The organism is Streptomyces venezuelae (assembly GCF_008642335.1).
Taxonomy (GTDB): Bacteria; Actinomycetota; Actinomycetes; order Streptomycetales; family Streptomycetaceae; genus Streptomyces; species Streptomyces venezuelae_F.
Genome location: NZ_CP029191.1, coordinates 2,417,307 through 2,437,891 on the forward strand (window position 1 = coordinate 2,417,307; position 20,585 = coordinate 2,437,891).

20 protein-coding genes are annotated in these 20,585 nt (G+C 72.3%); 14 read left to right on the top strand and 6 right to left on the bottom strand.

The genetic code is table 11. From position 1 onward, the window contains the following. Positions 1 to 52: 52 nt before the first annotated feature. The gene (locus tag DEJ49_RS10825; protein WP_098242314.1) at positions 53 to 481 is read right to left on the bottom strand and encodes an organic hydroperoxide resistance protein; all 429 of its coding nucleotides are present in this window, start codon (positions 479 to 481) and stop codon (positions 53 to 55) included. An 81-nt stretch (positions 482 to 562) separates the two neighbouring features. Beyond that, positions 563 to 1,597 carry an NADP-dependent oxidoreductase gene (locus DEJ49_RS10830; protein ID WP_150183940.1) on the bottom strand — a complete coding sequence of 345 codons (1,035 nt, stop codon included), beginning with the start codon at positions 1,595 to 1,597 and terminating at the stop codon, positions 563 to 565. Between the two features lie 109 nt (positions 1,598 to 1,706). Here DEJ49_RS10830 and DEJ49_RS10835 point away from each other — a divergent pair, with 109 nt between their 5' ends. Further along, complete coding sequence (locus DEJ49_RS10835; RefSeq protein WP_150183941.1) at positions 1,707 to 2,174, top strand: MarR family winged helix-turn-helix transcriptional regulator; 468 nt, start codon at positions 1,707 to 1,709, stop codon at positions 2,172 to 2,174. A 25-nt stretch (positions 2,175 to 2,199) separates the two neighbouring features. Here the strand turns inward: DEJ49_RS10835 and DEJ49_RS10840 are convergent, their stop codons facing one another. From DEJ49_RS10840 to DEJ49_RS35930, 3 genes are all read right to left on the bottom strand, one after another. Then, positions 2,200 to 2,925, bottom strand: a complete 726-nt coding sequence (locus DEJ49_RS10840) for a hypothetical protein (RefSeq protein WP_150183942.1) — start codon at positions 2,923 to 2,925, stop codon at positions 2,200 to 2,202. Between the two features lie 102 nt (positions 2,926 to 3,027). After that, positions 3,028 to 4,254 carry a helix-turn-helix domain-containing protein gene (locus tag DEJ49_RS10845; RefSeq protein ID WP_150188153.1) on the bottom strand — a complete coding sequence of 409 codons (1,227 nt, stop codon included), beginning with the start codon at positions 4,252 to 4,254 and terminating at the stop codon, positions 3,028 to 3,030. Between the two features lie 144 nt (positions 4,255 to 4,398). Next, positions 4,399 to 4,551: a hypothetical protein gene (locus DEJ49_RS35930; RefSeq protein ID WP_190329316.1), complete on the bottom strand. Its 153-nt coding sequence runs from the start codon at positions 4,549 to 4,551 to the stop codon at positions 4,399 to 4,401. A gap of 227 nt (positions 4,552 to 4,778) precedes the next feature. Between DEJ49_RS35930 and DEJ49_RS10850 the strand changes: the two genes are divergently transcribed. The 10 genes from DEJ49_RS10850 to DEJ49_RS10895 all read left to right on the top strand — a co-directional run bounded on the left by DEJ49_RS10850 (position 4,779) and on the right by DEJ49_RS10895 (position 17,131). Beyond that, positions 4,779 to 5,813: a DUF3068 domain-containing protein gene (locus DEJ49_RS10850; protein ID WP_150183943.1), complete on the top strand. Its 1,035-nt coding sequence runs from the start codon at positions 4,779 to 4,781 to the stop codon at positions 5,811 to 5,813. A 210-nt stretch (positions 5,814 to 6,023) separates the two neighbouring features. Continuing rightward, a complete protein-coding gene (locus DEJ49_RS10855) occupies positions 6,024 to 7,241 on the top strand; it encodes a glycosyltransferase family 4 protein (RefSeq protein ID WP_150183944.1) in 1,218 nt (405 codons plus the stop codon). Further along, the gene (locus DEJ49_RS10860; protein ID WP_150183945.1) at positions 7,238 to 7,957 is read left to right on the top strand and encodes a class I SAM-dependent methyltransferase; all 720 of its coding nucleotides are present in this window, start codon (positions 7,238 to 7,240) and stop codon (positions 7,955 to 7,957) included. The genes DEJ49_RS10855 and DEJ49_RS10860 overlap by 4 nt, the downstream gene beginning before the upstream one ends. Continuing rightward, positions 7,954 to 12,297 (top strand): alpha-(1->3)-arabinofuranosyltransferase, encoded by a 4,344-nt coding sequence (locus DEJ49_RS10865; protein ID WP_150188154.1) that lies wholly within the window; start codon positions 7,954 to 7,956, stop codon positions 12,295 to 12,297. Before DEJ49_RS10860 ends, DEJ49_RS10865 begins: the two co-directional genes overlap by 4 nt. Beyond that, on the top strand, positions 12,294 to 13,811 hold the full coding sequence (locus tag DEJ49_RS10870) for a condensation protein (RefSeq protein WP_150183946.1): 1,518 nt from the start codon (positions 12,294 to 12,296) through the stop codon (positions 13,809 to 13,811). Before DEJ49_RS10865 ends, DEJ49_RS10870 begins: the two co-directional genes overlap by 4 nt. Beyond that, positions 13,808 to 14,542, top strand: a complete 735-nt coding sequence (locus tag DEJ49_RS10875; RefSeq protein ID WP_150183947.1) for a class I SAM-dependent methyltransferase — start codon at positions 13,808 to 13,810, stop codon at positions 14,540 to 14,542. The genes DEJ49_RS10870 and DEJ49_RS10875 overlap by 4 nt, the downstream gene beginning before the upstream one ends. Before the next feature lie 14 nt (positions 14,543 to 14,556). Continuing rightward, positions 14,557 to 15,465, top strand: a complete 909-nt coding sequence (locus DEJ49_RS10880) for a hypothetical protein (protein WP_150188155.1) — start codon at positions 14,557 to 14,559, stop codon at positions 15,463 to 15,465. Beyond that, positions 15,462 to 15,689 carry a Trm112 family protein gene (locus DEJ49_RS10885; RefSeq protein WP_150183948.1) on the top strand — a complete coding sequence of 76 codons (228 nt, stop codon included), beginning with the start codon at positions 15,462 to 15,464 and terminating at the stop codon, positions 15,687 to 15,689. The genes DEJ49_RS10880 and DEJ49_RS10885 overlap by 4 nt, the downstream gene beginning before the upstream one ends. Positions 15,690 to 15,738: 49 nt before the next feature. Beyond that, positions 15,739 to 16,542, top strand: coding sequence for an FkbM family methyltransferase (locus DEJ49_RS10890; RefSeq protein ID WP_150183949.1), 804 nt, complete (start codon positions 15,739 to 15,741; stop codon positions 16,540 to 16,542). Beyond that, complete coding sequence (locus DEJ49_RS10895; RefSeq protein ID WP_150183950.1) at positions 16,523 to 17,131, top strand: hypothetical protein; 609 nt, start codon at positions 16,523 to 16,525, stop codon at positions 17,129 to 17,131. Before DEJ49_RS10890 ends, DEJ49_RS10895 begins: the two co-directional genes overlap by 20 nt. A 10-nt stretch (positions 17,132 to 17,141) precedes the next feature. Here DEJ49_RS10895 and DEJ49_RS10900 read toward each other — a convergent pair whose 3' ends face one another. Continuing rightward, a complete protein-coding gene (locus DEJ49_RS10900; RefSeq protein WP_150183951.1) occupies positions 17,142 to 17,462 on the bottom strand; it encodes a hypothetical protein in 321 nt (106 codons plus the stop codon). 106 nt (positions 17,463 to 17,568) lie between these two features. On the opposite strand from DEJ49_RS10900, the gene DEJ49_RS10905 reads away from it, so the two are divergent. The 3 genes from DEJ49_RS10905 (at position 17,569) to DEJ49_RS10915 (ending at position 20,231) form a co-directional block, all read left to right on the top strand. After that, positions 17,569 to 18,474: a LysR family transcriptional regulator gene (locus DEJ49_RS10905; RefSeq protein ID WP_150183952.1), complete on the top strand. Its 906-nt coding sequence runs from the start codon at positions 17,569 to 17,571 to the stop codon at positions 18,472 to 18,474. A gap of 102 nt (positions 18,475 to 18,576) precedes the next feature. Further along, a complete protein-coding gene (locus tag DEJ49_RS10910) occupies positions 18,577 to 19,146 on the top strand; it encodes a cysteine dioxygenase family protein (protein ID WP_150183953.1) in 570 nt (189 codons plus the stop codon). Next, positions 19,146 to 20,231, top strand: coding sequence for a YeiH family protein (locus DEJ49_RS10915; protein WP_150183954.1), 1,086 nt, complete (start codon positions 19,146 to 19,148; stop codon positions 20,229 to 20,231). Before DEJ49_RS10910 ends, DEJ49_RS10915 begins: the two co-directional genes overlap by 1 nt. Positions 20,232 to 20,585: the final 354 nt, after the last annotated feature.

The window sequence follows — 20,585 nt, forward strand, 5'->3', positions numbered from 1 at the left end:
TGAGGGCCGCCCCCCGGGTGGGGTGCGGCCCTCACGGACGTACGGCCTGCGGTCAGGCGGCCGAGACCTCGACCTTGATGTTGCCGCGCGTGGCGTTCGAGTACGGGCACACCTGGTGTGCCTTCTCGACCAGCGACTGCGCGGTGGCCGCGTCCACGTTCGGGATGGAGGCGGTGATGGCGACCTCCAGGCCGAAGCCGCCGGCCTCGTTCTGGCCGATGCCGACCTTGGCGGTCACGGTCGAGCCGGAGATGTCGGCGTTCTCCTTGCGGGCGACGACGCCGAGGGCGCCCTGGAAGCAGGCGCTGTAGCCGGCGGCGAAGAGCTGCTCCGGGTTGGTGCCGGCGCCGCTGCCGCCCATCTCCTTCGGCGGGTTCACGACGACGTCGAGCTTGCCGTCGTCGCTGGCGACACGGCCGTCGCGGCCGTTCTCCGCGGTGGCCACGGCGGTGTACTTGACGTCGATCTTCTGGATGGACATAACTGCTCTTTCCTCCTGAGATGTGACGTGGTGCGCGCCCACAACCACGATTTGCGGAATCAGGTTATCGGATGCCGGAAATCACGCGAGCGAGACGATCATCTTTCCGGTGTTCTCGCCGCGCAGCATGCCGAGGAAGGCCTCCACGCCGTTCTCCACGCCCTCGACGACCGTCTCGCGGTACTTGAGCTCGCCGGAGCGGATCCAGCCGCCGACCTCGCGCACGAACTCGGGCTGCAGCGCCGCGTGGTCCTGCACGAGCATGCCCTGCAGGCGCAGCCGCTTGCCGATGACCAGGGCGAGGTTGCGCGGGGCGGGCGTCGGCTCGGTGTCGTTGTAGCCCGCGATCATGCCGCAGATGGTGACGCGGCCGTGCACGTTGAGGCGGCTGATCGCGGCCTCCAGGTGCTCGCCGCCCACGTTGTCGAAGTAGACGTCGATGCCGTCGGGGGCCGCCTCCTTGAGCTGCTCGGCGACGGACTTGTCGTCCTTGTAGTTGAAGGCCGCGTCGAAGCCGTACTCCTCGACGAGGAGCTTCACCTTGTCGTCCGAGCCGGCCGAGCCGACCACGCGCGAGGCGCCCTTCAGCTTGGCGATCTGGCCGACCTGGCCGCCGACCGCACCGGCCGCGCCGGAGACGAAGACGGCGTCGCCCTCCTTGAAGGAGGCCACTTCGAGCAGCCCGGCGTACGCGGTCAGGCCCGTCATGCCGAGCACGCCGAGGTAGGCGGAGAGCGGCGCGGCCTCCGGGTCGACCTTGGTGGCGTGCTGGGCGGGCACGGAGGCGTACTCGCGCCAGCCCGCGAAGTGCAGGACGTGGTCGCCCACGGCGAAACCCTCGGCGTTCGACGCGACGACCTCGCCGACCGCGCCGCCCTCCATGGGGCGGTCGAGCTGGAACGGCGGCACGTACGACTTCACGTCGTTCATCCGGCCCCGCATGTACGGGTCGACGGAGAAGTACAGGTTGCGCACGAGGACGCGGCCCTCGGCCGGGGCCTCCACGGGAACCTCGCGCAGCGCGAAGTCCTCCGGGACCGGCCAGCCGGACGGGCGCCGCACGAGGTGCCACTCGCGGCTGACGGAGGGAAGCTGCTGCTCGGGGGTGACGGTCATGGGGGCGTCCTCCTACTGCGGATCAGCGTCAAGAAAAATACTTGAGGTTGTAAAACAACCATGCTCCTGAATATTTCATGATGTCAAGTAAGTGGGTAACCTGGTGAGCATGGACACCAGTGGCTCCGGCGACCGCGTACCTCGCGACCGCTCTCCCCACACCGATCCGCTGACACTCGAAGTCGTCGAGCTCATCGGCACGGTCGTGGCGCGGTACCACGGGGAGTACGAGGAAGCGGCCGCCGGGCACGCGCTGACCGGGGCCCAGGCACGCGTCCTCGGGCTGCTCTCCCTCGAACCTATGCCCATGCGCCGCATCGCGCAGAAGCTGAAGTGCGAGCCGTCGAACATCACGGGCATCGTCGACCGCCTGGCGGCGCGCGGGCTCGTCGAGCGGCGCCCCGACGCGGCCGACCGCCGCGTCAAGCTGGCGGCGCCCACGGCGGAGGGCGCGCGGGTCGCCCGGAGCCTGCGGGAGTCGCTGGACTTCGCGCGCGAGCCGCTTGCGGAGCTGTCACGCGAGGAGCGGCTCGTACTGCGGGGGCTGCTGCGGAGGATGGCGGGTCAGGAGATCTGACAGGAGATCCGACTTCGTCCGGTGGTTACGTGCACCACCACAGGAAGCGGTCGCACGTCTCCGTGGGCTCGGGCTCCGGCGGGCGCGTCGGCTTCGGGTCGTCCGCGGGCGGTGGGGACGTCGGGTCGGGTGTGTCCGGGGTGCCGCCCTGCGGCGGGGGCGCGGTGGAGGTGGGCGTGCCGGGGCCGTCGTCGCCCTCGCCGGAGTCGGGGCCCGGCGTCTGTCCGCCCTCGCCGGAGCCGTCGTCCGCGTCCCGCCCCTTTTTGCCCTTTCCGTCCTTCCCGTCCCGCCCTTCGGCGTCCTTGGACTCGTCCGCGCTCGGACGGGACGACGTGGCCGCCGCGTCCTCGGCCGTCGTGCCGCCGGGAACCCTCCCGTCCGCGCCCGGCGACGCCGAGGGGGACGGGTCCGCGGTGCCGCCGTCCGGCGCGGAGGCCGCCCGGTCGCCGGAGCCGCCCTCCGTGCCCAGCTCGGCGAGGCTCAGGCCGCCCGCCGCGAGCGCGAGGCCCGCGGTCGCGAAGAGGATCTTGCGGCGTCTGCGCCGGTGCGCCCTGCGGGTGCGCTCCTTGCGGCGCCCGCGGCCGCGGGTGCGCGGGGACGACTCCTCGTACGCGCCGTCGTCGGCGTCGGGCTCCTCGTGCGACGCGGCGACGGACTGCGCGTACTCCCGGCAGGCTTCGGCCGGGGTTCCGCACCCCGGGCAGGCGAGGGCGCCGTTGAGGTGCCTGCGGCACGGGTGGCAGTAGTCCATGAGGCATGGAGGCTAAGTGCCGTGCCGGTGACAGCGGAACCCGCCGCTGTGAAAGTTGTGTGCGGAATCGAGCAGTCCGGCCCATTCCGGGCGCCGGCCTGCTCACGCCCTTCCCAATTGTCCCCTCAACCTGCGGGCCCGCAGCACCAGTTCCAGCTCGAAGCGCCGGTCCGGGTCGTCCACCTCGTCGCCCCAGAGCTCCCTTATCTGTCGCAGGCGGTAGCGGACCGTCTGGGGGTGTACGCCGAGCCGGGCCGCCACCTCGGGGGCGCCGCCGCGGGTCTCCAGCCAGGCCAGCAGGGTCTCGGCGAGGCGGCGGCCGTGGGCGGGGCCGCAGTGCTCCAGGGGCGCCAGACAGCGGCGGGCCAGGTCCTCGATCAGCTCCTCGGGCTGGAGCAGCACCAGCGCCTCGGTGTGCTCCGTGCAGTGCAGGACCTCGCCGGAGGGCAGCAGTCCGCGCTCCATGAGGCGCACCGCCGCCTCCGCCCAGCGCAGCGACTTCGCGGCATCGGCGAGCGGCACGGGCGGGCCGATGGCGCCGGACCAGCCGGTCATGGCGCGGCGCAGGAGTTCGGGGCGGCCCGCCGCGTCGGGGTCGGGCACGACCATGCGGGGCTGCTCGGCCTCCATGTCGAGCAGGACGCCCTCGCCGACGGCGGGCGCGACGGCCTCCCGCGCCGGGCGCAGCAGGACGCCGACGGCGACGCGTTCGGGCAGCTGCCAGCCGACGCGGGCGGCGCGCTCGCCGAGGCCGTTGCCGAGGGCCGCGGCGCCGGAGCCGGAGCCGGTGCTCTGTCCTGAGCCGTACGACGTCCCCGGCGCGCTGTCGGAGCGCCGGTCGGAGAGCAGCAGTTCCATCAACTTGCGCTGCAGGCGCAGCCGTTCGCCCGCCTCGCGGGCCGCCGCCTCCGCGTAGCCGCGCACGGACTGGTCGACGAGGCCGTCCAGATACTCGAAGCCGGACTCGGCGAGTTCGTACATGGCCGGCGGCGGGATCTCGATCTGCTGGCCGATCTCGGCGAGGCGGCGCCAGGCGAGGCGTACGCCCAGGCGGTAGATGGCCTGGAGCGAGTCGAGGCTGCGGCCGTGCAGGCCCTCGCCGCGGCCGAACTCCTGGAAGACCTCCAGGTGGTAGCGGGGGCGGCCCTCCTGTGACGCCAGTTGCTGGACGAAGCCCTCCAGGGCGCGGCGGATGCCGATCAGCGCCATCGGCTCGCCCGAGTCGTCGAGGACGACGGGCAGGCCGGGGTACTCGGCGCGGATCTCGCGCAGGATGTCCTGGGCGAGCGCGGGCACCTCCTCCAGGGCGAGCGCGGCGAACTCCCGCACCTGCCGGGGCGGTACGTCGCGCCACGCGGAGCGGAAGGGGGCGCGGTCCTGCGGGGTGCGGTCGTCCGGAACGCGGTCGTCCGGGAACGCGTCGTCAGCCGTCAGGTCGTCGGACGCCTGGGCGTGGGTCGCGGCCACGGTCGCTCACTGCCCCTGAGCCGGGGCCTCGTAATGCACGAGTGGTGTGTTGGGCTGGTCCGGCGTGGCGTCGAGGAGCGCGACGATGCCGAGCCCCGCGCCCACGGCGAGGAGCGCCCCGGCGGCGACGGTGAGTGAAGCGGCGAGCAGTCGGTGCATTGCGAGGGTCAGCCTCTCTGTCGGAGGTCGTCCCCACCCAGGTCGCACAGCCCCGTGCCGGCCCCGCCCGGCAAGTCCTCAGTCTCTGCAACGCATTGACACTACGTCAAGAGTCCGCCTACGGTTCCCGGCCCATACGGCTCGGTAAGAGCCTGTGTCATGACCCCGCCCGGGTGGTCATGACACAGGCTCTGACACTCTCCCGCCCTCAGCCCAGGAGTGACCCCATGCGCCGCACCGCCTCCCCTCTCTCGCTGATCCTTCTCGGGCTCGGCGCGTTTCTTCTGGTTCTGGCTCCGATGCTGGCCTGGTACGTCGAGCCACGCGCGAAACGCACGCCCGTGGATGTCGACATCACGACCGTCTTCAAAGGCAAGGGAAGCTATTTCGACACCGAGAAGATCAAGACGGTCCACGACAAGAACCTCACCATCACCCGTCAGGTGCGCGGCGACGTGGCCGACAGCGAGGACAGCGGGCGCGCGGTCTGGGACGTGTCCACGTCGGTGGATCCGGACAAATCCCTGCCCGCGGCCGACCCGCACGACTCGCTCCAGTGGACGCTGGAGCGCTGGGTCACCGACCGGAAGACGAACGCGCCGGTGCACTGCTGCGGCGAGGAGCCGTACTTCGAGGGCGAGGCGTACCTGAAGTTCCCCTTCGACGTGGAGAAGCGGTCCTACACCTGGTGGGACAACACGCTGGGCGCGACCGTGCCGCTCACGTACCGCGGCACGAAGAAGATCCAGGGGTACGAGGGATACAAGTTCACGGCGAAGGTGAAGCCCACCAAGACGGGCACGCGCCAGGTGCCGGGACGGATGGTGGGACAGCCGAAGAAGAGCCAGGTCATCGCCGACGAGTACTACGCCAACCACGGCATCGAGCTCGTCGCGGACCAGCGCACCGGCCGGATCATCTACGCCGCGATCGGCCCCCGCAAGACGCTGCGCGCGCCGGGGTCGGAGAAGGACGCGACGGTGCTGCTCGACAGCGACCGGATCGCGTTCACGCCGGCCACGCAGAAGGCTCAGGTGAAGCTCGCGGACGACGACAGCAGTCGGCTTGAACTGGTCGGTGAGACGCTGCCGCTCGGTGCGTACGTGCTGGGCGGGGTACTCGCCGTGGCGGGCATCGTGCTCGTCGTACGCGGGCGTCAGGACGACGGGGCGAACGGTCCCGGGCGGCGCGGGAACGGAGCGGAGCCGGACAGTCCGGATCCGGACACGTCACCGACCGCCCTGCAGCCCAGCACGATGTGATGAGACGTCAGCTGTTGAAAGCGCAGAAATTGTCACTTCGGTGAGTAGCCGCGCGGTACGGGTCGGCGAAAACTATCCACCCCCACCCGCGCACAGCCCCCGCACCACCGCACCACCCCGCATGAGGCACCACCCCGCAGAACCCAGCAGGACCGTTCCGCCCGACCGGACCCCCCACAGTTCCGCACCCTGAGACGAGTTGGAGCACGCATGCCCCAGCACGTACCGTCCTCGCTGCGCGCGGCCACCCCACGCCGCGCGGAGCGCATTCCGGCGCTTCCCCCACAGCCGCGCCGGATCGTCTTCCTCGCCCACCGCGACCTCGGCAACCCAGCCGCGGGCGGCTCCGAACTCCTCGTCGACCGGCTCGCCGACGGCCTCAGCAAACAGGGCCACCAGGTCACCTTGCTGTGCGGCGGGCCCGCCGCGTACCGCGACTACCGAGTCGTGTCCGCCGGCGGCGACCTCGGCCACTACCTGCGGGCCCGCACCGCGTTCACCCGACAGGTCGGCGACTGCGACCTGCTCGTCGAGGTCTGCAACGGCATGCCGTACCTGGCGCCGCTGTGGCACCGCGGGCCCACCCTGTGCCTCGTCAACCACGTCCACACCGACCTGTGGGGGATGCGCTTCCAGGGCGCGCTCGCCCCCGCCGCCCGGATCGGCCGCAGACTCGAACACTGGGCGCTCTCGGGCGCCCAGCGCGGGAACCTCCTCGTGGCCGTCTCGCCGTCGACGGCCACGGCGCTGCGCGCGATCGGCGTCGACCGCGACCGCATCCGCATCGTGCACAACGGTGTGGAGGAGCCGGGCCCGCTGCACGCCCGCTCCGACGAACCGCTGTTCCTGGCGATGGGGCGGCTCGTCGAGTACAAGCGGATCGATCTGCTGTTACGCCTGTGGGAGCGCGTCAGACCCGTCACGGGCGGCCGGCTCGTGATCGTGGGCGACGGCCCCGAGCGGCAACGGCTCGAACAACTCGCCGGTCCCGGCGTGGAGTTCAAGGGTCATGTCTCCGAGGCGGAGAAGCACCGGCTGCTCTGTGAGGCGTGGATGCTGCTGCATCCGTCGGCCGTGGAGGGCTGGGGGCTCGTCATCACCGAGGCGGCGACCCGTTCGACGCCCTCGATCGGCTTCGACGTGCCGGGCGTACGCGACTCCGTGGAGGACGGCGTGACCGGTCTCCTCGCCCGGGGCGAGAGCTCCTTCGCCGCCGCCTGGTGCACCCTCGCGCTCAGCGCCGAGCGCCGCAGGGCCCTCGGCAAGGCCGCAGGGGAGCGGGCCGCCCAGTTCCGCTGGGGCAACACGGTGCGGCAGTTCCAGGCGGTGGCGGCCGAAGCGGTCGCCGCACACCAGGTGTCCCAAGGGCGGCCCGGCTCCCAGGACCAGGCGCCCCAAGGACCCCCGACTCCCCAGAGGTCTGCGTGAAGGACCCTTCGCTGCGCCGCTCCGCCACCCTCTTCCGGGCCTTCCTGCGCGAGCAGCAGGAGCCCGAGCGGTGCTACACGCTCCTCGCCCGCGACGCAGCCGACCAGGTCGAGGCGTACGGACCGGTGAAGGACCGCGTCGTCGTCGACATCGGCGGCGGGGGCGGATACTTCACGGAGGAGTTCCGGAGGCGCGGCGCGCAGTCCTTCCTCTTCGAGCCCGACCCCGCCGAGCTGGGGCCCAAGCCGCCGGAGGGCGCGGTCGTCGCCGACGGCTATCTGCTGCCGCTCGCGGACGGCGTCGCCGACGTCACGTTCTCCTCGAACGTCCTGGAGCACGTCGACGACCCGCAGACGTTCCTCAGCGAGATGGTCCGGGTCACCAGGCCCGGCGGGCTGATCTACGTCTCGTTCACCAACTGGCTCTCCCCCTGGGGCGGTCACGAGTGGGCGCCCTGGCACTACCTGGGCGCCGAACGGGCCCGGGCCCGCTACGAACGACGTACCGGCAAGGCCGCGAAGCACACGCTCGGCGAGAACCTCTTCGTCCACCACGTCGGGGCGACGCTGCGCCAGGTGCGCGGCCGCGACGACGTGGAGATCGTGTCGGCGCGCTCCCGCTACTGGCCCTTCCTGGCCGGGGCGATCACCAAGGTGCCGGGTGTGCGCGAGGTCGCGACCTGGAATCTCCTCCTCATCCTCAGGCGGTGTCCATGACCACGGTCCAGGCCCCACCCCCGGCGGCCGCAAGACCCACGACCGCTGCCCCTGAACCCTCGCGGGGGCCGCGCTCGCGGCGCTGGCTTCTGGGGTTCTGGGCCGTGGTGTTCGTTGCGTTCCTGGCGGTGAAGCCGGGGCGGATGACGTTCGACACCAAGCTCGGTGTCGCCGTCGACCCCTGGCAGTTCCTCTCCGACCTGGGGCAGCTCTGGCACGACAGGGGCGGCTTCGGCGGGATCCAGGACCAGTACGTCGGGTACGCCTTCCCGATGCTGCCGTTCTACGGCCTGGCCGACCTCGTGCAGCTGCCGGTCTGGCTGGCGGAGCGGCTCTGGTTCTCGCTGATCGTCGCCGTCGCGTTCTGGGGGGCACTGCGGCTCGCCGAGCGCCTGGGCATCGGCAGCCGCCACAGCCGGCTCCTCGGCGCGGTCGTGTACGCGCTGTGGCCGACGTTCACCGTGGTCATCGGCTCGACGTCGGCGGCCGCGCTGCCCGGCGCGTTCCTGCCGTGGGTGCTGCTGCCGCTGGCCGACGACCGGTTCAGCGCACGCATCGCGGCGTGCCGGTCGGCGCTGGTCATCCCGTTCATGGGCGGGGTGAACGCGGCGGCGACACTCGCCTCGCTGCTGCCCGCGGGCCTGTATCTGCTGTCCCGCCCGAACGGCCCGCGCAAGCGGAAGCTGATCACGTGGTGGGTGCCGGGCGTCGTCCTGGCCACCGCGTGGTGGGTCGTACCGCTCCTGATGCTCGGCATCTACGGCGAGAACTTCCTGCCGTTCGTCGAGGACTCGGCGACCACGACCGGCACGATGTCGGCGACCGAGGCGCTGCGCGGCGCCGGCAACTGGGTGGCGTATCTGCACTTCGGCGAGGCCTGGCTGCCCGCGGGATGGACGGTCGCGACGGCCGTCCTGACCATCGTCTGCTCGGCGCTCGCCGCGGCGCTCGGCCTCGCGGGCCTGGCGCGGCGCGACCTTCCGGAGCGGCGCTGGCTGGTCCTCACGGTCCTCTCCGTCGTCCTCGTCACCCTCGCCGGGTACGGCGGCGCGTTCGGCGCCCCCTTCCACGGCACGGTCCAGTCGTGGCTGGACGGCGGGCTCGTCCCCTTCCGCAACATCTACAAGTTCCAGACGGGGCTCGCGCTCGCGCTGGTCTTCGGTCTGATGCACCTGGTGGGCGTGGCCGCGCAGGCGCGCGGGGCCCGGCGGGTGCGCGGCAGGCGGTACGCGCCGCTGATCGCGGCGGTCCTGGTCCTGCCCGGTCTGGCCCTGCCCTACGTCAACGGCTCGATCCTCCAGCCGGGTTCGTTCAAGAAGCTGCCCACGTACTGGCAGACGACGGCCGACTGGCTGGAGAAGTACTCGCCGGACTCACGCGCCCTCGTCGTGCCCGCGACCGCGCACGGCATCTACACCTGGGGCTCCCCCATCGACCAGCCCCTCGACGTGCTCGCCGACTCGCGCTGGGCGCAGCGCGACTACGTGCCGTTCGGCGCCCCCGGCAACCGGCGCGCGATGGACGCCGTCGAGCAGGCGCTGATGACCGGCGCGGAGGTGCCCGGCCTGCGCGACTACGTGACGCGGGCCGGCCTGTACTACGTCGTCGTGCGCAACGACCTCGACCCGGACCAGGTCGGCAACGTGCCCACCGCGACGGTCAAGCGCACCCTGGAGGAGTCCGGCTTCCGGCGCGTCACCGGCTTCGGCCCGCAGACCACCGGCGGCATCATCCCGAACGACACCCCGGTCCAGGTGGAGGGCCTCTACCCGCGCCAGCGCGCGGTCGAGATCTACGCCCCCGCGGAGGGAACCGAGCGCCCCGGCCAGGCCGGCCTGAAGCCGGTGTCGAACACGGCGGTCGTCAGCGGCGGCCCGGAGTCCCTCCTGCCGCTCTCCGCCGACCCGTCGATGCGCGACCGCCCCACCGTCCTGACCGGCGACAACCACCCGGGCATCGGAGCGCCCGCCCTGCAGGCGGTCGGTGACGGCATGCGCCGCGCCGACACCCGCTTCGGCCTGGTCAACTCCAACACCTCGTACACGTACGGGCGCGACGAGCGGAACGCGGTCGACGCGCTGCAGAACCCGGACGAGAAGCCGCACCAGATCCTGCCGAGCAAGGGCATCGAGCACCAGACGACGTCGGAGCTGCGGGGCGCCAAGTCGGTGTCGGCGTCCAGCTACGGCAACTGGCTCTTCCACCTCCCGCAGTACGACCCGGCGAACGCCTTCGACGAGAACCCGGCCACGGCCTGGGCGGAGGGCAACGCCGGTTCGGCGGACGGCGAGTGGATCAAGGCCGAGTTCAACGCGAAGGTCGACGTGCCGTCATCCTTCCGCGTCACCCCGCTGCCGCAGAACGGCACACGGGCAGCCCCCACCCGGATCAGAGTGGAGACGGAGCAGGGCAGCATCACCAGCCCCCTCCAGCCCAACGGACAGCCGCAGCGCGTCAGGGCCAAGCCCGGCTCCACGGACTTCGTGAAGATCACGATCCTGGACACCCAGGTGGCGACCCCCGGCCTGACAGGCGCGGGCTTCTCGGAGATAACGATCCCCGAGGTCCGGATCACCCGTCTCCTCCAACTCCCCACGGACGCGGAGAAGTCCACGGACGCGAAGGCCACCACGTACTCGCTGCACCGCACGTCCGACCCGGGCGCCTTCTCACAGGTGGACACGGAGTCGGGGCTGCACCGCCGCTTCACGACGACGGCGGAGGGCGCGTACGACGTGAAGGCGAGCGCGGTGGCCGTGCCGGGCCGTGAACTCGACGAGCTGCTCTACAAGGTGGCGCCCGAGCAGGAGCAGCAGATCATCGCGACGGCCGACTCCACCGCGAAGCTCGGCAGCGGTCTGTCGCCGCGCAACCTCACCGACGGAGACCTGACGACGGCGTGGGTGGCGGGCAGCGACAACCGCCCCGTCATCCACCTCAAGTGGCCGGGCAAACAGCCGGTCGGCGAGATCGTGCTGCCCGCGGCGGGCGGCCTGTCCACACGGCCGGTAAAGATCGAGATCAGCTCGCCGGACGGCGCGGCGACCGCGGGTGTCGACGAGAACGGCAACGCCCGCTTCGCGCCGATCACCACCGACGAGATGGACATCACGATCACGGAGACCGCGCCGCTGACGGTCCACAACCCGGTGGCGGACGAGGACCTGCAGCTGCCGGTGGGCCTCACCGAGGTGTACGTCCCCGCGCTGGACAAGTACCGCACGAAGCAGCCCGACCCGAAGGACCGCTTCTCCCTTCCCTGCGGCCAAGGGCCGGTGCTCTCGATCGACGGCGAGCTGTACGAGACGAGCGCGAAGGGCAGGGTCCGGGACCTCACCGACCGGCGCCCCGTAGAGATCACGCTCTGCCAGGAGGGCAACGAGTCGTCCGCCGTCCGCCTCGGCGCGGGGGCGCACAGCCTGGAGACGGGTGACGCGGGCCCGCTGGCCGTCATGGACGCGTCCCTGACCATCGGCACACCGGCATCACTCGACACCACGGCCCGCGAGCTGAAGGTCAAGGACTGGCTGGGCGACCGCCGCGAGCTGACGGTGGGCTCGGGCGCGGCCTCGTACCTCACGACGTACGAGAACGTGAACGACGGCTGGAAGGCGACGCTGAACGGCAAGGAGCTGACCAGCGTCCGGCTGGACGGCTGGCAGCAGGGCTGGCTGGTGCCGAACGGCGAGGGCGGCACGGTCAAGCTGACCTACGAGCCGTCACAGATCTACGAGATCGGCCTGATCCTCGCGGGCATCGGCGTCCTGGCCCTGCTGGCGCTGGCCCTCATCCGCCGCCGCGACCCCAACACGGACGGTCCGTCCCCCGCGCCGCCCGCCCCGGGCATCGTCCTGGGCACGGTGGCGCTCACGCTGGTGGCAGCGGTGATCGCGGGACCGTTCGCACTCCTGGTCCCCGCCCTCGCCCTCCTGGCCTGGTGGCGCCACGCACTGCTGGTGCCGATCGCGTTCGTCGCCATGACGGCCGCGGGCATAACGGCGGCGACAGGCGCGGGCGAGCCGATCACTTCCGACGAGGGCGCGTTCGGCCACACGGCCCAACTCCTGGCCCTCATAGCCCTGTTCGCAGCGCTGGTGACGGCAAAGGAGACGCACCCCCGCGCCGTACGAACACCCAAGCACGCCCCGGACACGGCAGGCGACACCCCACCCCCGCTGCCCCACCGCAAACGCGCGGGGGACGACGCACCGGAGGCGGCCGCCGGCCCGACGGTCTCGGCCCGCGGCCCGGCATCGGCCCAACCGGACCCCGCCCCGCCCGGCCGGACGATGCGCATCCCCCGCCGCAGGCGCCCGTCCACGGAAGGCACTCAGCGATGACCGCACTGGAACACCCGGCACGGCGCGCGGAAGGACCCGGGCGACCGCCCGCGCGCGTGCCGTTCCCCGTCGTCGACGAGGTCTCACGGCACTGCCTCCAGGAGGAGGAGCCGGAGACCGTGCACATCGAGGTGCACCTGCCGGGCACCCCCGACCCGGACCGCCTCAGGTCCGCCTTCACCGAGGCCCTCCGCCGCCACCCGCGCATCCTGATGCGGGAGGCTAGGGGCCCCTGGTACCGCCGCCGCTACGAGTGGGAACTCACCCACACCCCGGACCTCGAGGTAGTAACCTTCCCGCCCCCGGAACCGGACGCCCTGAAACGAGCCCGGGAACGAGCCCTGGCCGAGGCCCCGCCCCTCACCTCCTCACCGCCGATCCGCCTGGAGGTAGTAGCAGCCGCGCCCCCACCGGCGGAGAGCCGCGGGACGGACCCGAGGGGACGCACCGGTATGTCCGCCCGGAGCACGGAGACGAAGACGTCCGGGGCGGAGGGGCCGACAGAGCCGCAGGGATGGCGAGGACGGACATACCGGGGCGGCCCCGCCCCGGAGAGAACAGAGCGCACCCCCGACCAGGGAAGCGTCCTCTTCCTCACGATCAACCACACGGCCCTGGACGGCCCGGCCTGCCTACGCGTCCTGGCCACCGCCGCAGAGCTGTACGGCGGCAAGGACAATTCCCCGGCGGCACCCCCCACCAGACCCCCCGCCGCACCACAGCCAACGGAGCACCCCCCGACCGAAACACCCTCGGGCTGGGCACCCCCCGCCCGGGTGGCGAAGGGAAGGCCCGAGCCCTCCCCCGGCAACGGGATGCTCGTGGCGGAGCTGCCCGTACCGAAGCGCCCCAAGGGCTCCCCGTTCACCGTCAACGACCAGCTCATGGTCGCCACAGCGCTGATGATCGCGCACTGGAACCATGAACACGGCGCCCGCCCACGCCCGTTCCGCATCACGATGCCGGTGGACGACCGCCCGCGGGACGCGACGATGCCGATAGGCAACGGCACGAGACTGGTGGAAGTCCCCTTCTCGGCCGAAGAGTTGGCCTCCCGGGACTGGACCCCTGAGGCAACCCGAGACCTCCTGCGCCGCACCTCCGAGAGAACCCGGGCCCTCAAGGCACTCTCCCGCCCGCAACTGGGCCACGGCGCCACCCTCCTGACCGCCCCCGTCCTGCCCGTGACCCTCCGCGCCGCCGTCACCCGCGGCCTGCGCAGGGCCGCCGCGCCCTGGACGTCGACGACGCTCCTGAGCAACATCGGCCGCGTGCCCTACGCCCTGGACTTCGGCGACGCGGGCCGCGCCCACGCCGTCTGGTTCTCCGCACCCGCCCGCCTCCCACGAGGCCTCACCGTGACCACGGCGTCGACGGCGGGCCGCCTGCACCTCGCGCTGCGCTGGTCGAAGACGCTGCTGAGCCACGGCGACGGCGCCCACCTGCGCGACCTGTTCGAGCACTACCTCCACGCGACGGAACACACCGAACCCCACGACCGGGGGCCCAAGTGACCACCACCACCCAGCGCCCCAGGGGCCTCCGGGACTTCTACGAGAACCCGGCCGTCCCCGTGGCATCGGGCGACGCCCGCTCCATCCGCCAGGCCCGCATCCTCGCCACCGCACTGGGCCCCGCCACCACCCGTACCGCCACGGTCCTGGACATCGGCTGCGGCGACGGAACGGCGGCGGCGACCGCGGCACCGCTGCTGGCCGGGCACCGCGTGGTCGGCGTGGACTGGTCGCAGGACGCGTTGAAGCGCGCGCACGCGAGACTGCCGTACGTCGTACGCGGCGAACTGTCCGACGGCGGGCTGCCGTTCGCCGACGGAGCGGCCGACGCCGTGCTGTTCAGCGAGGTGATCGAGCACCTCGTGGACCCGGACAGCGCGCTGGACGAACTGAGAAGAGTGCTGCGCCCCGGCGGGCACCTGATGCTGTCCACCCCGAACCTGGCCGCCTGGTACAACCGAGGCCTGCTCCTCGCCGGCGTACAGCCCGTGTTCTCGGAGGTGAGCCTGCGTGGCATCCACGGCCGCCCCGGCAAGGAGGTCGTGGGCCACCTGCGGCTGTACACGGCGCGCGCGCTGCGCGAGTTCGTCGCCGCGTCCGGCTTCGAGGTCGTACGCCTGTCGGGGGCACCGTTCCACGGCGTGCCGCGCCCGCTGCGCGCCCTGGACCGACTGGCCTGCGCCGTGCCGAGCGCCGCGTCGATCCTCCTGCTGCACGCCCGAAGGACCTGACCATGTGGTGGGGCGTGGCCGCGGCACTGATCGCGAACCTGCTCTACAGCACGGGATTCGTCCTGGAGAAGAGGGCGCTGACGGCGATGCCGTCGGTGAGCGTCCGCAGCCCCGCGCGGCTCCTGCGACAGGTGCTCGGCAGCCCACTCTGGATAGGCGGCTCGCTGGCCCTGGCGGCAGGCTTCGGCGCGCAGCTCGCCGTGTACCGCACGCTGCCGATCGCCGCGGCGCAGGGCATCTTCGTGTCGGGCCTGGTGCTCCTCCTGTTGCTCTCCTCCGTCCTGCTCGGCGAACGCACCTCGGGCCGCGAGCGGTACGCGGTCGCGGGCATCCTGATCGCACTGCTCATGGTGGTCCTCTCGCTCAGCGAGGACAACGACACGGTGGGCCACGGCGCGCCCGTGCCGCTGATCCTCACGGTGTGCCTACCGTCGCTCGCGGCGGGCGTCTGGCTGTACGGCTCCGCGGAGCGCCGTGCCAAGCACCGGCACCGGATGCCGACGGCGGGCGTCGAGTACGGCGTCGCGGTGGGGCTCCTGTACGGGGTGAGTTCGCTCGCCATCAAGGGCGTGTCCAGCTACCTGACGACGGAGGACATCGGCGGCGCGGTCGGCGACCTGCTGCGCTCGCCCTACCCCTATCTGCTGCTCTTCACCGGCGCGTTCGGCCTGATCATGTCGCAGGCGGCCCTGCAGCGCTGCCGGGCGTCCCTCATCGTCCCCGTGTGCACGACGGTGACGTCGCTGTTCACGGCGGTGCTCGGGACGCTGGCGTTCGGCGAGGCGCTGCCGCACGAGCCGGTGCGCCTCGCGCTGCGCATCGCGGGCACGGTCCTCGCCGTGTCCGTCCTCCTCGCCATGCCGAAGCACGACGCGACGGCTCCCCCGCCCTCGACCGCTCCCAAGGAGTTGACCAGCGGATGAACCCCGAAGACCCGCTGCTGAAGATCCTCGCGTGCCCGCTGGACAAGGGCCCGCTGCACCTGCTCGCCGCCGAGGAGCCCCTCGTACCGGAGGAGTCGCTGTACAACCCGCGGCTGCGGCGCCGCTATCCGGTGCTCGACGGCATACCGCAGCTGCTGCCCTCCTCCGGCGAGCAGGTCCCGGAGGAGGAGCACGAGCAGCTGCTCAAGCGCATGTCCCCGTGACGGAAACGTCCCCAGCGACGAGAACGTCCCCTGTGACGAGAGGGTCCGCATGACTTTCGCCGCCCGCGTGGCGCCCTATGTCCCCGACCGTCTGGTCGCCTCCCTGGCCCGGTTCGTCTATCCGCGCTTCGAGCCGGAGCTGGGCCGGCTGGCCGACCTCTGCCCGCCGGGCTGCGGCACCGCGGTGGACGTCGGCGGCTGGTACGGCCCGTGGTCGCACCGGCTCGCCCCGCGCGCGCACCGCGTGGTGACCGTCGAGCCGGTGCCGCACCTGGCGCGGCTCCTCGCCGCCAGTACGCCCCGCAACGTACGGGTGATCCAGGGCGCGGCGACGGACCGGCCCGGCACGGCACGGCTCTGGCTGCCGCGCGGCGACCGCGGGGAGAGAGGCGTGTCGTCCCTGGTCCGCCGGGACATCCACGACGTGGCCGTGGACGTGCCGTGCCTGACCCTGGACGGCCTGGGCCTGCGGGACGTGCACTTCGTCAAGATCGACGTGGACGGCAACGAGCTGCGGGTCCTGCACGGCGCGCGCGAGCTGATCGCCCGCGACCGTCCGGCGATCTTCCTGGAGCTGGAGGCGCGGATCCAGCCGACCGCCCCGATCGTGGAGTTCCTGACCGGCGGGCACGGCTACCGGGGCTGGGTGCTGCCGCACGACAGCTGGGTGCCGCTCGACGCGTTCGACCTGGAGGCGCACCAGTCCGGCACGTCGTACGTCGTGTCGCAGGGCCTGCTGCGCCGCGTCCTCACGCCCCGGCACCCCCGCTACGTCAACTCGGTCCTGTTCCTCCCCGACGGGCACCGCCCGGGAGCGCTCGCGGTGCGCGACGATGGGGTGCATGCCCGCTAGCGCTTCCCCCGCCCCCGGCCCGTTCACCGCGCTGGACTTCCAGCTGGTCCTGCTGCGCCGGATGGCCGACCACAACGCCGACCTGGTGGAGCGCGCACGGCACGCGCTGGGTGCCTCCGTCGCGGAGATGCGGGAGGCCAACCGCCGCTGGCAGGCGATGACCCGGTCGTCGCGGTCGCGGGGCGCGGTCTCCCGTTACCGCTCGGTCCTCGGCCCGCCCGAGGCGACGGTCCGCCGCCGGATCGGCGACCTGGAGTGCGAGGCGCTGCTGTGGCCGGTGCCGCTCTGGCCCGACCTGCGCTTCGAGGTGCTGCGCGCGCCGAACGGGGCGGTGTGGAATGAGTGGCTGGTGCGCGCGCCGGGTGAGCCCGCCCCCGAGCTGCGCACGCTCGACGACCTCACGCCCTGGTCGTGCACGGTCGACGAGGCAGCGCGCGCGTTCGCGCCGGCGCGCCCCATGGAGGGGACGGCGCCGACGCGGTGGGGCCTCGCGTTCGAGGCGGTGGACGGGGCCGGTGAACGGCGGCACTGCGTGGCCGAGTTCACCTGGGGGCTGCTGCAGCGGGTGGCGGTCAGGGAGGCCGGGTGACCCGCGGCGCTCAGAGGACGAAGACGCTCGCGGCCGTCTCCGTCCGGTACGTCTCGCCGGGATATACGAGCCACTCGACCGAGCCGGTGCAGTCGGGTCCGGAGTGGACCTCGACGATGGCGTCGGTGTTGTTGGTGATCGAGGCCGGGAACCAGTCGAAGCCGTAGCAGCCGCTCGGATCCACGTAGTCCTGGCCGTTGACGTTGAGGATTCCTTGCGCCGCGTACGCCGAGTTCGGTACGGCGAGGGCGAGTGCCGCGGCGGCTGCCAGCGCTCCGAGGGCCCTGATCGGCCCGGCCATCGCGGTCATGCGTCGTCGATTCACGTTCATGTCGCGCAGCGTAGCGGGTCGGACACTCAACGTGCCGCTTGCCATGGGGGCAAAAGCCGGACCCCGGTCTTGTTCGCCGCCTCCAACATCTGCTTATGATTCAGCGGTGTTCGATTCGCGGCACATCAAGACGTTCCACGAGGTGGTCCGGGCCGGTTCGTACTCGGCGGCCGCCCGTTCCCTCGGCTATACCCAGCCGGCGATAACCCAGCAGATGAAGGCCCTCGAACGGTCCGTGGGAACCCCGCTGTTCACCCGCGTCGGCCGCCGCATGCGCCTGACGGAGGCCGGTGAGGCGCTGTCGCGGCACGCGGGGATCATCCTGGACGACATCTCCGCCGCCCAGCAGCAGATGAACGCGATCACGCGGCTGCGCTCGGGACGGGTGCGGGTCTGCGCGTTCCCCAGCGCCAACGCGACCCTCATCCCGGAGGCCCTGGCGCGACTCTCCTCGGGCCACCCGGGCGTGCGCGTGGAGCTCCTGGAGGACGAGCCGCCCGAGTCGCTGCGGCGCGTGGTGCGCGGCGAGTGCGACATCACGCTGGCCTTCACGTATCCCGGTCTGCACGACGAGGTGCCCGAGGAGCTGGCGGAGATCCCGCTCATGGAGGACCAGCTGACCGTGCTGCTGCCGTCGGGGCACCGCATGGCACGCCAGCGCTCGGTCAAACTCGCCGAGCTGGCGGACGAGCGGTGGATCGCGGGCTGTCCGCGCTGCCGCGCGAACTTCCTGCACGAGTGCGCCGAGCTGGGCTTCGCGCCCGAGATCGCGTTCACCACCGACGACAACCTGGTGGTGCAGAGCCTGGTCGCGGAGGGGCTCGGCATCGCGATGATGCCGGGTCTCGTCCTGAACTTCCTCTGCCACCGCAAGGTGACGGGCCGCGCCCTCGACCCGGCGTCGCGGCGCCAGGTGTCGGCGTACGTCCTCAAGGACCATCTGCGCATTCCGGCCACCGCGCTGGTGCTCGACGAGCTGAAGACGGTCGCCGCCAACCGCGTCGGCTGCTGATCACCACACCTGCCTCACCCTTCACACCCATAAGCGGAAGTTGGGGGGTTGCCAAAAGACTGTCGTTGGACGTGATGGATCGGGCGGCGCGACGCTGCCGGTATGAGCACTCCGACCGCGTACCGGGCCGCCCGGACCACAGAGCGCCTCGACACCCTCGTCGCCGACGTGCGCGAGGCCGTGGGGCGCGGCCTGCCCCCCGACCTGACCGCGTACCTGGTCGGCGAACGGCTCGCCCCCCACCTCGGCTCCGCCGACCTGCTCACCGACGAACAGCGCGAGGGCGACCCCGAGCGGTACCGCCAGCACGTCCTGCACGCCGAGCACGACGGCAGCTTCTCCATCGTGGCGCTGGTCTGGCTGCCCGGGCAGCGGACCTCCGTCCACGACCACGTGTCGTGGTGCGTGACGGGCGTGCACGAGGGCGAGGAGCAGGAGCGGCGCTACCGCCTGGTGCCCGCCGCGGGCCCCGGCGGCGCGGCCCGCCTCGTCGCGACGGAGGACGTCGTCAACCCGCGGGGATCGGTGTGCGGTTTCGCGCCGCCCGGCGACATCCACCGGGTGTGGAACGCCTGCGGCACGCTCGCGATATCGATTCACGTCTACGGCGCGGACATAGCGCGCCTGGGCAGCAGCGTCCGCCGCGTGTACGAACTCCCGGCCGACCGGTAATGGCGCTGCTCGGGGAACGCACCGGAAGGTCGGGCGGCAGGCCCGGCCCACTCGCCCCCGCCGCGCCCCCGCGGCGCGCTCCGGGGAAGCTGCCGGGCCTTGCGCTCGCGACGGCCGGCGTCGCCGTCGCCTGGGCGGTGCACCACTTCGTACCCGGTGTGCCGATGCTCACGGCGGCCGTGGTCCTCGGCATCGCGGCGGCCCATGTGCCGGGCGCGGCGCACGCGTTCGTACGCGGTCCGGGCAAGGCCGGTCTGACGTTCGCGGGCAAGCGGCTGATGCGGGTCGGCGTCGCGCTGCTCGGTCTGAAGCTGAGCCTGGACGACGTGCTGGGGCTCGGCTGGGCGTCGGTGGGCATGGTGCTCTGCGTGGTCGCGGTGACCTTCCTCGGCACGTGGTGGCTGGGCCGCCGGATGGGGCTGCGCGGCAACCAGCCGCTGCTGATCGCCACCGGCTACTCGATCTGCGGCGCCTCCGCGATCGGCGCGGTCAGCGAGGTGTCCGGGAGCGACGAGCGGGACACGGCCACCTCGGTGGCGCTCGTGACCCTGTGCGGCACGCTCGCCATCGCCGTACTGCCGCTGCTGCAGCACCCGTTGGGGCTCAGCGACGCCGAGTTCGGGCGCTGGGTCGGGGCGAGCGTGCACGACGTCGGCCAGGTCGTGGCGACGGCGCAGACCGCGGGTGCGGGGGCGCTGGGCGACGCCGTCCTGGTCAAGCTGATGCGGGTCGCGCTGCTCGCGCCGCTCGTCGCGGCGGTGGCCCTCTCGGTACGGGCGCGCCGGCAGGGACGCGGCTCGGCCGAGGGGGCGGCCGGGACCCGGCGGCCGCCGCTGGTGCCGCTCTTCGTCGTCGGCTTCCTCGCCATGGTGGCGCTGCGCACGACCGGGTGGCTGCCCGGCGGTGCGATCGACGCGGCGGGAACGGCGCAGGAACTCCTGCTCGCCGCCGCCCTGTTCGGCCTGGGCAGCGCGGTCGACCTTCCGTCGCTGACGCGCACGGGCGGCCGGGTCGCGGCGCTCGGCCTGGTCTCGTGGGGCGTGATCGCGGGGATCTCGTACGTGGGTGTGGTGCTGACGTACTGAGGGGCACACCTGGCGCGACCCGAACAACCGATGCGAACGACTGGGCAGTTGTTCCCTGGAACAGGTGATCGTCGCGCCAGGAATTGCGCGGGGCGCACGTGATTGACGATGCTTACGGTGCGCGAGCGACGAACTGCAGAACGTCACCGCGACCCCCGGCCCATGTCCCATACAAGGCCGGGGAGTCGGACCCGGATCCAGGTCCCGAGCATCCCTGAAAGTCCCACAAGGAGAAGCACCACCATGAACCTCATCACGGACATCGTCGCCGGTCTCGCCCACTTCCTGGGCTGGCTCGTCTGACGTCACCCGCACCGATCCGCAGCGACGCCGTCTCCCCCGTCCCAGGGGAGG